Origin of the sequence: Neobacillus massiliamazoniensis (assembly GCF_001048695.1) — a bacterium.
Taxonomy (GTDB): Bacteria; Bacillota; Bacilli; order Bacillales; family Cytobacillaceae; genus Neobacillus; species Neobacillus massiliamazoniensis.
This window is the reverse complement of sequence record NZ_CVRB01000006.1, coordinates 281,071-298,560: the sequence shown is the minus strand read 5'-3', so window position 1 is coordinate 298,560 and position 17,490 is coordinate 281,071. Positions and strand designations below refer to the sequence as shown.

General features: G+C 37.8%; 18 protein-coding genes and 1 riboswitch. Of the genes, 17 read left to right on the top strand and 1 reads right to left on the bottom strand.

Annotated features, from left to right (window positions below):
• Positions 1 to 520: 520 nt before the first annotated feature.
• The 6 genes from BN1082_RS25185 to BN1082_RS25160 are packed head-to-tail and all read left to right on the top strand — an operon-like array spanning position 521 to position 6,993.
• Entirely contained in the window at positions 521 to 1,705 is a 1,185-nt protein-coding gene (locus BN1082_RS25185) for a thiolase family protein (RefSeq protein ID WP_090639808.1), read from the top strand.
• 40 nt (positions 1,706 to 1,745) lie between these two features.
• Positions 1,746 to 2,708, top strand: a complete 963-nt coding sequence (gene meaB / locus BN1082_RS25180; RefSeq protein WP_176699946.1) for a methylmalonyl Co-A mutase-associated GTPase MeaB — start codon at positions 1,746 to 1,748, stop codon at positions 2,706 to 2,708.
• 3 nt (positions 2,709 to 2,711) lie between these two features.
• Positions 2,712 to 3,104: a cobalamin B12-binding domain-containing protein gene (locus BN1082_RS25175; RefSeq protein WP_090639805.1), complete on the top strand. Its 393-nt coding sequence runs from the start codon at positions 2,712 to 2,714 to the stop codon at positions 3,102 to 3,104.
• Positions 3,105 to 3,122: 18 nt separating this feature from the next.
• Positions 3,123 to 4,757 carry an acyl-CoA mutase large subunit family protein gene (locus tag BN1082_RS25170; RefSeq protein ID WP_090639803.1) on the top strand — a complete coding sequence of 545 codons (1,635 nt, stop codon included), beginning with the start codon at positions 3,123 to 3,125 and terminating at the stop codon, positions 4,755 to 4,757.
• A 21-nt stretch (positions 4,758 to 4,778) separates the two neighbouring features.
• On the top strand, positions 4,779 to 6,344 hold the full coding sequence (locus tag BN1082_RS25165; protein ID WP_090639801.1) for a class I adenylate-forming enzyme family protein: 1,566 nt from the start codon (positions 4,779 to 4,781) through the stop codon (positions 6,342 to 6,344).
• A gap of 43 nt (positions 6,345 to 6,387) precedes the next feature.
• The gene (locus BN1082_RS25160; protein WP_090639799.1) at positions 6,388 to 6,993 is read left to right on the top strand and encodes a TetR/AcrR family transcriptional regulator; all 606 of its coding nucleotides are present in this window, start codon (positions 6,388 to 6,390) and stop codon (positions 6,991 to 6,993) included.
• 393 nt (positions 6,994 to 7,386) lie between these two features.
• Here BN1082_RS25160 and fabG read toward each other — a convergent pair whose 3' ends face one another.
• Positions 7,387 to 8,121, bottom strand: coding sequence for a 3-oxoacyl-[acyl-carrier-protein] reductase (gene fabG, locus BN1082_RS25150; RefSeq protein WP_090639796.1), 735 nt, complete (start codon positions 8,119 to 8,121; stop codon positions 7,387 to 7,389).
• A 470-nt stretch (positions 8,122 to 8,591) separates the two neighbouring features.
• On the opposite strand from fabG, the gene BN1082_RS25145 reads away from it, so the two are divergent.
• The 11 genes from BN1082_RS25145 (at position 8,592) to BN1082_RS25100 (ending at position 17,482) form a co-directional block, all read left to right on the top strand.
• The gene (locus BN1082_RS25145) at positions 8,592 to 8,996 is read left to right on the top strand and encodes a hypothetical protein (RefSeq protein WP_090639794.1); all 405 of its coding nucleotides are present in this window, start codon (positions 8,592 to 8,594) and stop codon (positions 8,994 to 8,996) included.
• 76 nt (positions 8,997 to 9,072) lie between these two features.
• Positions 9,073 to 9,816, top strand: a complete 744-nt coding sequence (gene phbB, locus BN1082_RS25140; protein WP_090639793.1) for an acetoacetyl-CoA reductase — start codon at positions 9,073 to 9,075, stop codon at positions 9,814 to 9,816.
• A 66-nt stretch (positions 9,817 to 9,882) separates the two neighbouring features.
• Positions 9,883 to 10,971: a class III poly(R)-hydroxyalkanoic acid synthase subunit PhaC gene (phaC, locus tag BN1082_RS25135; RefSeq protein ID WP_090639791.1), complete on the top strand. Its 1,089-nt coding sequence runs from the start codon at positions 9,883 to 9,885 to the stop codon at positions 10,969 to 10,971.
• A gap of 238 nt (positions 10,972 to 11,209) precedes the next feature.
• A riboswitch (PreQ1 riboswitch) is annotated at positions 11,210 to 11,252 on the top strand.
• Between the two features lie 53 nt (positions 11,253 to 11,305).
• Positions 11,306 to 11,965, top strand: a complete 660-nt coding sequence (gene queC / locus BN1082_RS25130) for a 7-cyano-7-deazaguanine synthase QueC (protein ID WP_090639789.1) — start codon at positions 11,306 to 11,308, stop codon at positions 11,963 to 11,965.
• A gap of 5 nt (positions 11,966 to 11,970) precedes the next feature.
• Positions 11,971 to 12,453 carry a 6-carboxytetrahydropterin synthase QueD gene (gene queD, locus BN1082_RS25125; protein WP_090639788.1) on the top strand — a complete coding sequence of 161 codons (483 nt, stop codon included), beginning with the start codon at positions 11,971 to 11,973 and terminating at the stop codon, positions 12,451 to 12,453.
• Positions 12,454 to 12,463: 10 nt separating this feature from the next.
• Positions 12,464 to 13,174, top strand: coding sequence for a 7-carboxy-7-deazaguanine synthase QueE (gene queE / locus BN1082_RS25120; RefSeq protein WP_176699949.1), 711 nt, complete (start codon positions 12,464 to 12,466; stop codon positions 13,172 to 13,174).
• A 171-nt stretch (positions 13,175 to 13,345) separates the two neighbouring features.
• On the top strand, positions 13,346 to 13,489 hold the full coding sequence (locus BN1082_RS27905; RefSeq protein ID WP_176699945.1) for a hypothetical protein: 144 nt from the start codon (positions 13,346 to 13,348) through the stop codon (positions 13,487 to 13,489).
• 526 nt (positions 13,490 to 14,015) lie between these two features.
• Positions 14,016 to 14,312 (top strand): carboxyl transferase domain-containing protein, encoded by a 297-nt coding sequence (locus tag BN1082_RS25115; RefSeq protein WP_425412223.1) that lies wholly within the window; start codon positions 14,016 to 14,018, stop codon positions 14,310 to 14,312.
• 25 nt (positions 14,313 to 14,337) lie between these two features.
• Positions 14,338 to 15,849 carry an o-succinylbenzoate--CoA ligase gene (gene menE / locus BN1082_RS25110; RefSeq protein WP_090639783.1) on the top strand — a complete coding sequence of 504 codons (1,512 nt, stop codon included), beginning with the start codon at positions 14,338 to 14,340 and terminating at the stop codon, positions 15,847 to 15,849.
• Between the two features lie 19 nt (positions 15,850 to 15,868).
• Positions 15,869 to 16,306, top strand: a complete 438-nt coding sequence (locus BN1082_RS25105) for a MaoC/PaaZ C-terminal domain-containing protein (RefSeq protein WP_090639781.1) — start codon at positions 15,869 to 15,871, stop codon at positions 16,304 to 16,306.
• A gap of 510 nt (positions 16,307 to 16,816) precedes the next feature.
• The gene (locus BN1082_RS25100) at positions 16,817 to 17,482 is read left to right on the top strand and encodes a GntR family transcriptional regulator (RefSeq protein ID WP_090639778.1); all 666 of its coding nucleotides are present in this window, start codon (positions 16,817 to 16,819) and stop codon (positions 17,480 to 17,482) included.
• Positions 17,483 to 17,490: the final 8 nt, after the last annotated feature.

Sequence of the window (17,490 nt, the reverse complement as noted above, 5' to 3'; positions counted from 1 at the left end):
GCTGTGAGATGGAAGGAAATCCAACCACACGAACGAAGTTCGTCAGAACGGTTTCGACCTAAAAAGTTTCATTAGGCAAAGGTGATGCCAAGCCTCTTTCTTTTCGCATTAGGTTTGGAGAGCCAAACTTGGTATGAAATAGAACCCCCTGCCTTCAGGGATGGGGAGTGTCAGAATAAACGTAAAAAATATGTTTTATCATTCAAACTTTATTGTAGTCCAAGATCGTACTCAACTAGAAAAAATAACTGCCTTACTTGATCAGCAAGGCATACCTGGTTTAATAAAAAGAAACCAACCTAAAACTTATGCTAGTAACTTGGATTTTCGCAAATGAAACTCATTTTTTTACATATGAAACTAGATTTTCGTTACATAGACTGGCCCAAAATGGTCGTTAATCACGATCATTTTGGGCCAGTCTTATTTTTTTGAAAGAATATGTTTATTTTTCTAAATTGCTGAATATAGATTTAAAAAAATACTTTTGGTTTAAAAACTGACTAGGGGGTTTGAAAATATGGTGGAGGTGGCAGTTGTTGCTTATGCACGAACACCGATTGGAAAATATGGAGGGATTTTTAAAGATGTTTCGGCAGTCGAGCTAGGAAAGGCGGCTATTGAAGGTGCGTTGAAAAAAGCAAACGTATCTGGGAATGAAGTGGATGAAGTTATTATGGGAGTAGTTTGGCAAGCGGGTTTAAAAGGAAATCCTGCCCGACAAGCTGCTATTCACTCAGGAATTACTGAAAATGCACCAGCAATGACTGTTAATCAACAATGTTCCTCTGGAATTCGGGCAATTGACATAGGAGCAGATCAAATTAGGTTGGGAAAGGCAAAGGTTGTGGTCGCTGGCGGTTTTGAAAGCATGAGTAATGTTCCTTACCTAGACCTATCAGGTAGGTGGGGGCACCAAAGAGGACCCAAAACATTAGAAGACAGTCTGTATTACGATGGATTGGATGATGCTTTTATTGGTATTCACATGGGGAATACAGCTGAAACTGTAGCTATGAACGCCAGATTAACAAGAGAAGAAGTAGATTTGTTTGCCTATGAAAGCCAACAAAAAGCTTTTAGAGCACATGAAAAAGGCAGATTTGCAGAAGAGATTGTTCCAATTGTTATTAAAAGTAAAAAAGAGGAAAAGATTATTCAAACAGATGAATGTCTTCGACCAAAGGCAACATTAGAAGGTATGAGAAAATTACCACCAGCGTTTCATATAAACGGAATTTCAACAGCGGGGAATTCACCTCCATTAAGCGATGGGGGTTGTGCACTTGTATTAATGGCTAAAGAATATGCAGAAATAAACGGAAATCCCATTTTAGCAATAATTCAAGATGTGGTGTCAATAGGAGTGGAACCGGAAATCATGGGATATGGACCCGTCCCTGCGGTTAAAAAACTTCTAAAACGAAATCGATTATCAATAAGTGATATCGATTTCTTAGAAATTAATGAGGCCTTCGGAGCACAGGCACTAGCATGTATTAAGGAGCTAGATTTTCCAATTGAAAGGGTAAATGTCAATGGTGGCGCGATTGCTCTCGGACATCCACCTGGAAATACAGGTGCAAGATTAGTAGGAACGCTAATAACAGAGTTAAATAGAAGTGATAAACAACTGGGTATTGCTACATTATGTGCAGGCGGTGGTCCGGCAATTGCATGCTTAGTTAAGAAAAATGGAGTGTGAGGAGGGAACGAAAATAAGAACTATTGCGATTGATCAACTAGTGAGTGGGATTAAAATGCAAAGCCAAAAAGATTTAGCGAGAGCAATTACAATAGTGGAAAATCAACAGGAACACTATCTTGAATTAGTCTCAAAACTGTATTTTCTTTCAGGTAACTCCCATATTATCGGAATAACTGGTTCACCTGGTACAGGAAAAAGTTCACTAGTAGATAAATTGGCTTCTAGACTGCAAAGGAGTGGGAAAAAGGTTGCTGTTCTTGCAATTGATCCAAGTAGTCCATTTTCGAATGGGGCGATTCTCGGTGATAGAATTCGGATGGCAACGGTGCAACAATCGCATGATATATTCGTTAGAAGTCTTGCATCAAGAGGAAATGTTGGTGGCCTAACAAAGTCGGTAAGACATATTACGACTCTTTTAGAGGCATTTGGATTTGATTATATCTTAATTGAAACTGTAGGCTCTGGTCAGACCGAAATAGAGATAATGAATCTATCCCACACAACCTTAGTTGTTGTTGCTCCAGGATTAGGCGATGAAATTCAAGCCCAAAAAGCCGGGATCATGGAAATAGCTGATGTATTTGTTGTAAATAAAGCTGATTTACCTAATTCCGCTATAACGGTAAGGCACATCACCCAAATGATTCATTCCGAAGCGGTACTTAATAGAAAGCAAGTGCCTGTATTGCCAACCTCAGCCGTTACTGAAAGTGGAATAGATGAGCTGATTAACAGTATTGAGGAACGTTGGCAATCAATTAATCTAACAGGAGAACGTTCCGAAATTGAAATGAAACATGTTAAGTATAAATTGGCCGAAAGCCTTAAAGAGAAAATTTTATGTTATTTGGATGAAACCATTTTAAAAAGTACTGAATGGAGCGAAACCGTCTACAAGGTCAAACAAAAATTAACGGATCCTGAAAAAGCGGCAGAAACTATTTTTAATAAACATTTTAACATGAACCATTTGGACCAAACGTGGAGAGGAGAGTGAAAGATGGAAAGACCAATTAAAATTTTAGTCACTAAGATTGGGTTAGATGGACACGACAGAGGTGCTCGAGTAATTGCTAGTGCTCTTCGAGAAGCTGGAATGGAAGTAATTTATACGAGTCCATGGCAAACCATTGAAGATGTAGTTTCAATAGCGATTCAAGAGGATGTAGATATTATTGCGATTAGTTCATTAGCTTATGATCATTTAATCATTCCAAAATTAATGGAAGCGCTTAAAGTGGAAGAATTGGATGATAAAAAAGTAATTGTGGGGGGCATCATTCCGAAAGAAGATGAAGAAATATTAATACAAGCAGGAGTATCGAAAATTTTCCATCCTGGAGAAACGTTAGAATCGATTGTTAAAAATGTAAAAAGACTAATCTTAAATTAAATTCCGGAGGTGAGGACGATGGAAAAAATAGAACAACTAAAGAAGTGGAAAGCAGAATATAAAAGAGTACGAGGAGTTTTCCCTGAAGACGACGTAACATATAACTTGTCAGGTATACCGATTCAGCCATTATACACATCAGATTACAACCAAGCATATCCGGGTCAATACCCTTTTACAAGAGGAATTTATCCTACGATGTACCGAGGGAGGGGCTGGAGCCGCAGACAATTAATTGGCCTTGATACCCCTGAAAGATTTAACGAACGCCAAAGAGAAATCATTAAAGCTGGATCCAACGCTGTCAGTTTAATTTTCTGCAATAGCTTTTATCGAGGTTATGACGCCGACATGGTGGATCCGTTGCTTGTCGGTACTTGTGGAACACCAATCAACACGATTGAAGACATGGAAATAGCATTTGATCAAATCCCGATTCATCAGCTTAGTATCAGCCTAAATGATCCCATCGGCTTTACAGGTCTAGCAATGCTTTTAGTCATTGCAAAGCGTCGCGGCATCCCTTTCTCAAAAATCACTGGAACTAGTAATCAGTCTGACTTTATCTCCCACTTTGTAGCAAATCATATGTTCTACCGACTTTCTCTTGATGGAAGTATGAAAGTTTTACTTGACCACATAGAATATATCAATACCCACCTTCCAAACTGGAACCCCGTCAGCATTGTTGGGCAGCATATGCAACAGGCTGGTGCAACACCTGTTCAAGCACTGGCGTTTACGATTTCAAGCGGCATTACCTATATTGAAGAAACTTTGAAACGAGGATTGCAAATTGATTCCTTCGCCCCGAGGTTTACCTTTTTCTATGATATTAGCATCAGTCTATTTGAAGAAATTGCTAAGTTTCGAGCGGGAAGAAGAATTTGGGCAAGACTTTTAAAAGAACGATTTGGTGCAGTTGATCCAAAATCAATGCGATTTAAATTTCACGGACAGACTTCTGGTGCTGAATTAACGAGACAGCAGCCATTAAATAATATCGTTCGAATAACTGTTCAGGCCATGGCAGGAATATTAGGCGGAGCGCAATCTCTTCATACCGATTCCTATGATGAAGCTTTAGGAACGCCAATTGAGGAGGCAGCTAGAATTGCCATTAATACGCAGAATATTTTAGCAGAAGAATCCGGCATAGCCGATGTCATAGATCCATTAGGTGGTTCCTATTACCTCGAGAAACTAACAGACGACATGGAAGAAAAAGCATGGGAATATATCCATAAAATCGATGAAATGGGCGGCATGCTAGAAGCAGTCCGAAATGGTTATATTCAAAAGGAAATTGGAGAATCTGCAATGAAATATCAAAGAGCAGTCGATCAAAACGATAAGGTTATTGTAGGAGTAAATAAATATCAAATTGATGAGAGTGAAGATAAACGCCCACCAGTAACAAGGGTGGATACTACGCTTGTTGATAAACATTTGCTTCGCTTAGAAAATTATAAGAAAAATCGAGATCATCAAAGAGTAGTAGAGGCTTTAGCTAGGTTAGGAGAGGCAGCGAAAGACAAAACACTAAATGTTTTTGAAGCTACCATTTATGCGATAGAAGTGGGATGTACCCATGGTGAAGTTATCAAGGAACTAAGGGATAAACTTGGATTTGGTTATCCTCTTTCCTACTAGCAAAAAGGAGATGAATTTCGAATGCTATTGAAGCATATGCTTGAAAGTGTTGTAAGGGAGTATCCCCATAAAACAGCATTGATTTCAAACGGAATAGAGAGAACGTACCAGGAATTTTATGAAAGGGTATGTAAAATTTCAAATGCACTTTTTCAGAAGAATTTTTATAAAGGAGACCGAATTGCAATCCTTATGTCAAATCGAGCGGAGTACTTTGAATTGTATTTCGGTATATTTAGCATGGGGGGGATTGCAGTCCCATTAAATACGAGACTTGGATTTGCTGAAATTAAATATATTCTCAATCATGCGGGTGTTAACACCATTGTTTATGAGGACTCGTATAAAGAAACCATTCATTCCATGCTCGAGGAACTACCAGGTGTTAAAAACCTAATTTGTGTTGGTAAAAAAGATAATAAAAGCCATCAACTTGAAGAAATCATCAATGCTGCGAGTAACACGGAACTAGAAACAGATATAAAGGAAGAGGATATTGCCTTTCTTTGCTATACAAGTGGTACAACAGGAAAGCCGAAGGGGGCAATGATTACTCATAAAAATATGACCCAAATGTGTAGTTACCAGCTAATCGAATTTCCACGACAGCGAAACTTTGTAGGTATGTGCCTTTTCCCCTTCTTTCATATCGGTGTCATGATGGGGTTTAACAAAATTGCAATGGGAATGACTTGTGTATTTACAGATTTCTCTATTGAAAAAGTAGGGGAATTGATCGAAAAATTTCAAGTGAACGATTTAGATATTACGGCAACCCAGCTGAAAATGTTTGCAACCTCAGAAGCTAGTAAACAATTTAATCTAACCAGTTTACGGACTGTTTCAACTGGGGGAGGCTTTACATCTCATCAAACATTAACGAGTTTTTTTGATTTATTACCTAATGATTCCGATATTGTAGTAGCAAATGTTTATGGGATGACTGAAAATACAGCACATGTGATGAGTAACATGATTACACCAAGAACATTAGCAAGTGAAATAGAGAAATTTGGACTTTTGCCAAATATTATGGCATCTGGATTATGTGCAGGTAAACCTATTTATGGAATACTTGTGAAAATTGTAAATGATATGGGGGAAGAGCAGCCTGAAAATGAAGTCGGAGAAATATTAGTCAAGAGCGATACTGTATTAAAAGGATATTGGCAAGAACCATCAAAGACAAGTAAAGCTGTTATTGATAGATGGTATCATACCGGTGATTTAGGAGTTCGCTTAAGTAATGGGGAATATTTTATCATTGATCGTAAAAAAGATATGGTATTAACCGGTGATGAAAACGTATATTCAGCAGAGGTTGAGAATGTACTTTCTTTACACCCATTGGTAAACGAAGTGGCCATCATTGGTCTTCCGCATGAAGTGTATGGGGAGGTTGTTACAGCGATTGTTGTACCATCAGACAAAAATCATATTAATGAGCAGGAATTAAAGGATTTTTGCAGAAGACAAATAGGGGGTTATAAAATACCGAAAAACATTTACTTTGCTGAGCAATTACCAAGGAATGCGGCTGGAAAAATTTTAAAACATAAATTAAAAAATGAATATTCCCTTAAGTGAATGTAAAACAGCAAAATGGTGGTAAAGAAAGGAGTGGTGAAGGATGGCATCCTTCCGAGAGGATAGATCAGCTGAAAGAAAACTGATCATCTTGAGAACCGCGGCCCATTTATTTATCCAAAAGGGATATCATGCCACCACGATTGAAGATATTGCGAATGAGCTTCGAATGACAAAAGGAGCGATATACTATTATGTTAACAGTAAGGAAGACTTATTGTTTCAATGCCATACACTTGTAGCAGCAAAATGTATTGAAAGACTGCAGGAAATCATTGAAGAGAAAAATCCTCAAGCTATTAAACTAGAAAAGGCGATCAACTCTTTAGTTCTGTATGTAATCGAAGAAAATGCTGTCTTCAACATTATTAATCGGAATAGTGTATTATCTAAGGAATTGTACAACAAAGTAATCGAGCAAAGAGATTACTATGAAGACTTATTTGAATCGATTTTAGTAGAAGGCATCAATGATGGTTCTTTTCAAACGGATAACATTAAACTAACGAAATTATTAATCTTAGGATCTATCAATAGTATTTCAACGTGGTATAAACCGAGGGACTCGATGTTAAATGAAGACATCGCTAACTTCTATTCTAAAAGCTTAATCAAGATCCTAGGTGTAAAACCTCCACATCTTGATTAAGCTTCATTTTTAACTAGAAATGAGGCTGTCCCAAAAGGTGACGGGCACCACTATTTGTACAAAGTTCATGATAATTTTTCCGTAATGTTGATTGGAGCGGAAGGTGCTCGACTCCTCGAAAATGCTATCGCATTTCCTTCGTGCGTGGGCGGATTAAAGGATGTAATTCAATGTCCTGCGGGAGTACGGGGCAGGGGAGACCCCGCAGGTGCATTAGCACCGAGGAGGCTCCCCGGACCGCCACTAAAGCGGAAATCAACAGACAAGTTTAATAGACCATTAATAAGAAAGGGGGTACCCCTAAAGTTATATTTTTGGGACACCCTCTTAATTTTTTTTGATTATCAACATTATTGGTTAACCTGCCTATGAAAAGAGTTTGAAACGGAAACTCTAAATAACTAAGCCACCATCGACACTTAATACTGTTCCGTTTATATAATTTGCATCCTCTGATGCCAAAAATAGGTAAGCAGCAGCAATATCTTCTGGTTTTCCAAGTTTCTTAAGAGGAGTTTTTTCCTTCATCAAATTTAGTACCTTATCTGGTACCGCCGCCGTCATGCCTGTTTCAATGAAACCTGGTGCCACGGCATTGACCCTGATCCCCTTAGGACCAAATTCCTTCGCCCAACTTTTTGTCAGTCCAATCACACCGGCCTTTGTCGCAGCATAATTCGTTTGACCGATATTTCCATAGATACCAACTACAGACGATGCGTTAAGAATGACTCCCGACCCCTGTTGTAACATGATAGGGGCTACAGCTTTCGTGCATTTAAAAACCCCAGTTAAGTTTATAGAAATAACCCTTTCCCAATCTGATTCGTGCATCTTTGTTAGGAACCCATCAAGTGTAATTCCGGCATTGTTAATTAAAATGTCAATTCTGCCGTGCTTTTCGATAATTGCTTGAACCATCTCATCGATCTGGGAGCTTTCCGTTACATTTACTTTAAAAAAGTCTAGTTTTTCATCATTCAAGTCTTTTAGTGCAGTCTTACCAGCAGATTCATCATAATCACAAATAACGACACTTGCACCTTCCTGAAGAAATTTTTTAGCTGTCGCTTTTCCAATTCCTTGTGCCCCGCCTGTAATTAAAACGACCTTTTCAATAAACTTCAATATTCTCACCTCATTTTTGAAATCCATTTCCCAAGTACACAACAGAACAACAGGTCACAGCTGAAAATGTGTCTGATTTGTGAATAGAAAACCATCCGAAAGTTCTCACTATTTGTAGAGAATTGTAGAAAAAAATAACTTATTATTACCTATTGTTGACAAAAATAACAAACAAAACCATTCTTTGAAACAGTGGATATCCATTTGTTAACTAATACTATTCAATAAATAAAAATAAAAGAACTGAGGAAAAATCAACTGTTCTACAAGTTTCTCGCTAAAAATCTTACTATAATTGGTGAAATCGACTATATTTGTTGAAAGTCCTTATGTGTAAATTACATAGAAAGTAGAAATTTGTCAAAAAAAGCAAAAATATATTTTGAAAATTTTAAATGTTTTTTCTTTAATAGTACCTTGGAAGCTAGTATGATAAAAACGACAATAAAAATTATTGAGGAGGAAAAGAAGTGAGCGGAGGCTATAACTTTTTTGAACTTTGGAAGGATGTTTATTCCCAGTCCAGTAATTACTTTGATGATAAAGTGAAGGAGTCATTTCCATCCCAAGGTATTGCGCAAATGCTGGATATGAATCTACAAGTTAAAAAATTCATGGATGAAACAACAGAACGTTATTTACAGATAGTGAATGTTCCAACTCGAAATGACATTGCTAATCTAGCTTCACAAATTGTCAATGTTGATGCAAAAGTCGATAGTTTAGAAGAATTATTAGAAGAAAAACAGGACAGTAAAGGAAATCAAGGATCAATGCAAAGTGAATTAACCGATTTAAAAAAGGATATGAAGGGTTTCGATAAAAAACTAAATGAGATCCTAACTTTGTTAAAATCCTCAGAAGGAACCAAATAGAATCGATTTTTCAAAAAAATAAGTTTTAGCTGACATAAAAAAATTATTACTAACTAAAATAGTTGAGGTGTGTAAAATGACAGAGCTAAAGGACAAAGTAGCAATTGTAACAGGTGGAAGCAGAGGAATTGGTGCAGCAATTTCAAAGGAACTGGCTAAAAACGGCGTAAAAATCGTACTTAACTATGCCAGCCGCAAAGAATTGGCAGAAAAAATGGTTGCTGAAATTAATGAAATCGGCGGGGAAGCCATTGCAGTTCAAGCTGATGTCTCAAATAAGGATGAAGCATCAAGTCTAGTCCAAGAAGCAATTGATCATTTTGGAAGGCTAGATATTTTAGTTAATAATGCAGGAATTACCAGAGACAGCACATTTAAAAAGCTAAGCGAAGAGGACTGGAGAAAAGTAATCGATGTAAATTTAAACAGTGTTTACAACAATACATCTGTTGCTTTACCTCATCTTCTTGAATCAGATGGAGGCCGGATCATCAACATTTCGTCTATTATTGGACAAGCTGGGGGATTTGGCCAAACTAACTATGCAGCAGCTAAAGCGGGACTGATTGGATACACAAAATCACTTGCTCTTGAACTTGCTAAAAGTAATGTAACGGTTAATGCGATTTGCCCAGGATTTATTGGAACCGAGATGGTACAGGCAATTCCTGAAAAAGTTCTTGAGGGAATTGTAGCAAAGGTTCCACAAAAACGTTTAGGAAAACCTGAAGAAATTGCCCGTGGTGTGGTTTACCTATGTAAAGATGGTGACTATATCACTGGACAGCAATTAAATATTAATGGCGGACTATACATGTAATAGTCATGAAAGTACCTCTCATTATATATAGTAAAGAATGAAGAACCTTAGTAAGGAGTGAAAAGTATGAGCGTTTTTATGGAGAAAGAATGGGAAGTACTTTCCGGATTAATACCTCCAGAGTATCCTCAGCAAATGAATCGTGTAATAAAAGCAACACAAGTGTTAACGACCGAGGCCAAACCAGAAGTAGGACCAACAGCGAAAGAAGTAGTTTGGACTAGAAATAAAGCGAAGCTATATCGATATACTTCAGAACAACCGAAAGTACATAAGATTCCACTTCTTATGATTTATGCACTAATTAATAAACCATATATACTGGATTTAACCAAAGGTGGAAGTTTAATTGAGTATTTGGTTAATCAAGGATTTGACGTTTATCTTCTTGATTGGGGTACACCTGGCTATGAAGATAGGAATATGAAACTAGATGATTACATTATGGACTATATTCCGCGAGCTGTTAAAAAGGTAATGAAAAAATCTAATGTTGACGAAGTGTCCATCCTTGGTTATTGCATGGGCGGAACGTTGACATCAGTATTTGCTGCACTACACCCTGAATTACCGATCCGCAACCTTATCTTTATGACTAGCCCTTTTGATTTTGAAAATTCAGGCGCATATGGTGAAATGCTAGATGAGCGATATTTTGATATTGATAAATTGGTGGAAACCCTTGGTGTTATTCCACCTGAAATGATTGACTTTGGAAATAAAATGATTAAACCAATGGCAAACTTTTATGGACCATATGTCAGTCTTGTTGATCGTGCAGATAATGAAAAGTTTGTAAAGAGCTTTAAATTACTGCAGAAATGGTTAAACGACGGTATTCCATTCCCAGGTGAAGCATATCGTCAGTGGATTAGAGATTTTTATCAAAAAAATAAGCTGATTAAAGGGGAACTTGTTATTCGCGGTCAAAAGGTTAATCTAGAGAATATTACTGCTAATGTCCTTAACTTAGCGGGCCAAAACGACCTTATTGCCCAACCACATCAAGTAGAAGCTTTGATGAACGCTATATCAAGTAAAGATAAACAATTTAAAAATTTACCAGTTGGTCATACGTCGATTACCTTTGGCAGCCAGGCTACAAAAATAACGTACCCAACCATTGGCGACTGGTTAGTAGAACGGTCGAAATAAAATAAGCGATGTTTCCAAGATGAGTGTTCTTTTTGAGCACTCATTTTTATATTTTGTCCCCCTACAATTTTTCAAGAATAGAAGATTGCTAGGTTTGAAAGTAGTTTGTGCTGAATTATCAGTTCTTGAGAGTATTTATTAATATTCACAGATGATTAGGGTGATGTCGAAAAATGTCGTCAAACAAGTGAAAAAAATGTGGAATTGGTTTATAATCATATAAGTCGTAAGAAAATCTATATCAGAGGTTCTAGCTACCCTCTTTAAAAAACTAATGAAAACAGGTCTGCTTTCTTTAGTAGGCCTGTTTTTTTTAAAAAGGAGAAAAATGTTCATGAAAAAGGATAAAGCTATTGTTGTTTTTAGTGGTGGACAGGATAGTACCACCTGTCTATTTTGGGCAATGGAACGTTTTGAAGAAGTAATAGCCGTAACTTTTAACTATAATCAACGGCACAAGGTCGAAATAGAATGTGCCAAAAATATTGCGAATGAACTTGGTCTAAAACATCACATTTTAGATATGTCTTTATTAAACCAATTAGCTCCCAATGCATTAACACGAGAAGATATTGAGGTTAAAGAAGGAGAGGATGGGGGACTTCCATCTACGTTTGTTCCAGGTCGAAACCTTTTATTCATGTCGTTTGCAGGTGTCCTAGCGAGTCAGGTTGGAGCGAAACACATTATAACCGGTGTTTGTGAAACAGATTTTAGTGGTTATCCAGATTGTCGGGATGTTTTTATTAAATCGTTAAATGTCACGTTAAATCTATCAATGGATCAGCAATTTGTGATTCATACCCCACTAATGTGGCTTGATAAAGCTGAAACCTGGCAGTTGGCAGACGAACTAAATGCTTTAAAGTTTGTACGGGAAAAAACTTTGACCTGCTATAACGGGATTATTGCTGATGGTTGTGGAGAATGCCCATCTTGCAAATTAAGAAAAAGAGGCCTTGATCAATATTTAAGTTCACGAAAGGAGTTTTAAGTCACATGTATGGTTTTCGTATCGTAGATAAACTCCAAAAAATAGATGATGATATCAATCGTAATCAATTAAAATATCATTCTAAAAGAGTATTGGTAAGTAAGGAATTCACGTTTGATGCTGCCCACCATTTGCATTGCTATGACGGGAAATGTAAAAATTTACATGGACATACGTATAAAGTCATCTTTGGATTAAGTGGTTTTATAGATGAACGTGGCTTAATGATTGATTTTGGCGATATTAAAGACATTTGGAAAAACGAAATTGAAATATTTCTTGATCATAGATATTTAAATGAAACCCTACCACCGATGAACACAACAGCCGAAAACATGGTAGTGTGGATTTTTGAAAAAATGGAAGAGGCATTGCAGCAAGAAGAAAGACAAAAACAGTATATGGGTGCAAGGGTAGAGTTTGTTCGTTTATATGAAACTCCTACAAGCTATGCTGAAGCGAGACGGGAGTGGATGAACGGTGAGTAAAATACCAGTAATGGAAGTGTTTGGCCCAACAATCCAAGGCGAAGGGATGGTCATTGGTCAAAAAACAATGTTTGTTAGAACCGCCGGCTGTGATTATTCGTGCAGTTGGTGTGATTCTTCCTTTACGTGGGATGGAACTGGGAAAAATGATATTCGTATGTTGGAAGCCGATGAAATTTGGGAAGAGCTTCTACGTATTGGTGGGAATAACTTCTCATTTGTCACCATATCCGGTGGTAATCCTGCATTAATAAAGAATTTAGATACTTTTATCGCACTTCTTAAAGGAAAAAATATTAAAATCGGAGTCGAAACTCAAGGAAGCAAGTGGCAGGATTGGTTTTGGGAGATTGATGAATTAACCATCTCACCAAAACCGCCAAGTTCCAATATGGTTACTGATTTTATTGTTCTCGACAACATTATCGAGAAACTAAAACAAGCAAATCCATCTCATAATGTAAGCTTGAAGGTTGTAGTCTTTGATGATGTAGACTATGAATATGCTAAAAACGTCCATCTCCGCTATCCACACATTCCATTTTTCTTACAGGTAGGTAATGATGATATTCGGACAACCAACAATCAAGATCTACTTATACATCTATTAAAGAAATATGAGTTACTCATCGATAAGGTAATGTGTGATGAGACACTAAATAATGTAAAAGTGCTACCCCAATTGCATGCTCTGATTTGGGGTAATAAAAGAGGAGTTTAACTAAGAAAAAAGTCGTTGATGAGCGCTCTCAATGTCCGTAAGCCTACTTTTCAGGAGAAAAAGGTCGTTGATGGACGCTCTCAATGTCCGTAAGCCTACTTTTCAGGAGAAAAAGGTCGTTGATGGACGCTCTCAATGTCCGTAAGCCTACTTTTCAGGAGAAAAAGGTCGTTGATGAACGCTCTCAATGCCCGTAAGAGTACTTTTAAAGAGAAAAAGGTCGTTGATGAGCGCTCGTTGATGAGCGCTCTCATTGCCCCTAAGCCTGCTTTTCAAGAGAAAAAGGTCGTTGATGAGTGCTCTCAATGCCCGTAAGAGTACTTTTCAAGAGAAAAAGGTCGTTGATGGACGCTCTCAATGCCCGTAAACCTACTTTTCAAGAGAAAAAGGTCGTTGATGAACGCTTACAACACCCGAAAACCTACTTTTCAAAAGAAAACGGTCATTGATTAACGATCTCAAAGACCGCACCCACTTTTCCTAGCCATATAAATTTGCCTCTAAAAATATGTTTATCCCAAACAGTTCATTGTTTATAAAGCTTTACATTTGTCTATTTTTCTTAACATTTGTATGTGTACAACCATAACTTCTACTGTAGCTAAAAAGTAGTTATTTTTAAGTTTATGTCTATAGTTTGACTTAAATATGTGGTTGGTATAAATCTTGCATCAAATTATCGTAGACTAAATATTATGTATAAGGGATGGTGCATGGTTTGGAACGAGAACAAAAATTGCTCGCAGAAAGAGAACGAATTTAAATGTGTGTAATTGTTCGAAAAGCATATGGAGCTGGTATTTATGCCATGGCAGGCCCAGCATAAGAACCTGATACAACTATTGCACTTCCGTCTGCTGAAATCGCGATCATGGGACCAGTAGCAGCAGTCAATGCTGTTTACTATAATAAAATCCAAGCGGTAACAGATCCAGTTGAAAGAGCCGCACTCGTACAAGAACTTCGAGACAAATACCGGGCAGGATATGACATTATCAAGCTCTCTGGTGAGTTAGTCGTTGATGATTTAGTGATCCCAAGTGAATTACGAAAAGAATTAATTAGGAGATATGAGACGTTTGAAAATAAAGATTTTCCACTTCCAGCTAAGAAACATTCCACTATTTTAAGCAAATAGATTTCCATTGGGGGTTGAAATAGAAATGGTCAAGGGAATTGGAAACTGGTTTGTAAAGCATAGTAAAGCCCGACCTGACAGGCTGGCATTTGTTTACAATGAGAAAAGATATACGTATGTGGAAGTGAATGAACGGGTAAACCGTCTTGCAAACACCCTCCTTACAAAAGGGGTAAGAAAAGGTGACCGGGTCAATGCCCTATTATTCAATACGAATGAAATGCTTGAGTCGATGTTTGCCTGTGCAAAAATTGGTGCCATCTTCGTTCCTATCAATTTCCGGTTAAGTGTCGACGAAGTCCTCTATATTGTGAATGATTCCCGAGCCTATCATTTCATTTATGATTGCAGGATGAAATCCTTAGTTGAACAACTACGGGATATGAAATCAAGTTTGCAAGAATACATCCACGTTGGCAACAATCCTCATAAAGAGGACTCTGTCTACGAGGACTTAATCGCGAACGCCTCTAATAAAGAACCAGAATATGATATTCGATTAGAGGATGTTCAAATGATGATGTACACCTCCGGGACAACAGGCCGACCGAAAGGAGCGATGTTAACCCATGGGAATACACAATGGAATGCTATTAACTCCATCAACATTATACCTTTTGACTATAGTGATAGTACGTTAGCTGTAGCACCTTTATTCCATATTGGTGGTATGAGTGTCATCACGTCACCTTTACTTTATAAAGGTGGCACAGTCTTTTTAGAAGATCATTTTGATCCAACTCGAGTACTGCAAAAAATCCATGATGAGAGAATCACTAGTATATTCCTCGTTCCAGCCATGTGGCAGGCACTAACAAACGTTGAAAACTTTGGGGCATACGACATTTCCTCACTCCGAATTGCCATTTCTGGCGGAGCACCATGTCCTATAACGGTGATTGAATTTTTTCAAAAACGGGATATTCCCTTTTATGAAGGCTTCGGTCTGACAGAAACAGCTCCATCCGTCTGTATTCTTGATAGGGAAAATTCGGTTCGAAAAAATGGATCCGTCGGGAGAGAGCTAATTCACACAAGCGTCCGGATTGTCGACCCTAATGACCGCGATGTACCGACAGGGGAGGTCGGTGAAATGATTGTTAATGGTCCTAATGTTATGGCAGGTTACTGGAATAAACCTGAAGCAACGAAGGAGTCCATTAAAAATGGCTGGTTCTATACTGGTGACTTGGCGAAATTCGATGTAGAGGGTTTTATCTATATTGTCGACCGCAAGAAAGATATGATTATTACTGGCGGGGAGAACGTCTACCCAATTGAAATTGAGCAGCTATTATATCGCCATCCTAATATTAAGGAAGTTGCAATCATTGGGTACCCTGATGAAAAATGGGGAGAGTCAATTAAAGCAATCGTTGCTTTAAAAGATAGTGGTCAGCCACTTTCCTCTACAGACGTGGAATCATTCCTTCATGGAAAAATTGCTCGATTTAAAATCCCAAAGCAGATTGAAATTGTCGAGGCTTTGCCGCGTAATGCTACTGGTAAAATTCTAAAAACAGTTTTAAGAAAATAGTTAAGAGGGGGCGAGCAATGTGTATGATAAATATTTTGAAAGATTTGAAATAGGAGAACGATGGAAGTCGCGAGGCCGGACAATTACTGAGACAGATATCGTGATGTTTGCAGCACTTACGGGTGACTTTTATCCGCTTCATACGGATATTGAGTATGCAAAGAATTCTTTTTATAAGCAAAGGATTGCCCATGGAATGCTGGTACTTTCTTTTTCAGTGGGACTTACCAATTTGAAGCCAGATATAGTTATTGCAAATTACGGAATTGATAAGCTTCGGTTTATTCACCCTGTCTTCATTAACGATACCATTCATGTTGATCTTGAAGTCATCGACCTTGAAGATAAAGGGAATGGAAAAGGAGTGGTAACAGTAAGCCAGACAATCATTAAGCAAACAGGAGAACCATGCATCGTGGGAATTTCAAAAGTGTTAATTAAAAAAGAGAAAATTTAAAACCCAAGGAAAGAAAAAAAATAAAAGTGACATTGTGTATAGAGGCTGTCCCAAAGGGTGTCAGGCACCACTATATGTGCAAAGGTCATGATAATTTTTCCGCAATGTTGATTGGAGCGGAGGGCGCTCGACTCCTGCGGGAGTACGGGGCAGGGGAGACCCAGCAGGCGCAATAGCGCCGAGGCGGCTCCCCGTACCGCCACTAGAGCGGAAATCAACAGACAAGTTTAACAGACCATTAATAAAAAGTGGGTGCCCCTAAAGTTTATACTTTTGGGACACCCTCTTAATATTTTGGGTCATAAATTTCTTCAATTTTTAAGGAATACCAAGCTCGTTTTCTTGAGGACCTATATCTGAATATATTCCAATATTAAAAACTGTTTGTCGAAATATTGTATCCAAATTAATTTGGATTGGATACAATATTTCGAATTTTGTGTTGAAATCACTTATAATTGCTGTTATATTGTATTTATTGTATCCAATATAATAAGAGGTGGATAACATTTGGGCAATGTTAGTGAAGAAAAGTCAACAGTCGTAAATTATGTAACTAAAAGTCTCAGGAAAGCTATTTTGAATGGAACATTGAAAAAAGGTGAGCGTCTTATCCAAGAGGAATGGGCCGAACGACTTGAAGTAAGCCGAATGCCTATTCGGGAAGCACTTACACAGCTTCAGATGGAAGGCCTAGTGGAGATGGTTCCCCATAAAGGAGCTATCGTCACTCCAATTACCAGGGATAACATAGAGGAAATATACCAAACTCGGGCTTTATTGGAGGGGCTGGCAGTAGAAAAATCACTTCCATTTCTAAAGGAAGTAGATAAAAATCATTTAAAAGATATACTCATTAAAATGGAAAAGCTGGAAATATCAGATGCCACAAATGATCAATATATTCAGCTTAATGCAGCTTTTCATGAAACACTGAGAAAAGGCTGTCCATGGCAAAGAGTTCAAAAAATGGTGGAAACGCTTGGTATCTCGCCGATAGCGCCAAATTTACTTGTTAACCATTATCCTGAAACCCAGCGGGAGCACAGGATGATTTATGAAGCTGCATTAAGAGGGGACCCAAAAGAACTGAGGGCTGCTGTAGAATATCATATTTTGCGGACAAAGAATAACTTGATCCAGTATATGGAGGAAATCAATAATAAATTGAGTTGAATAAAGGG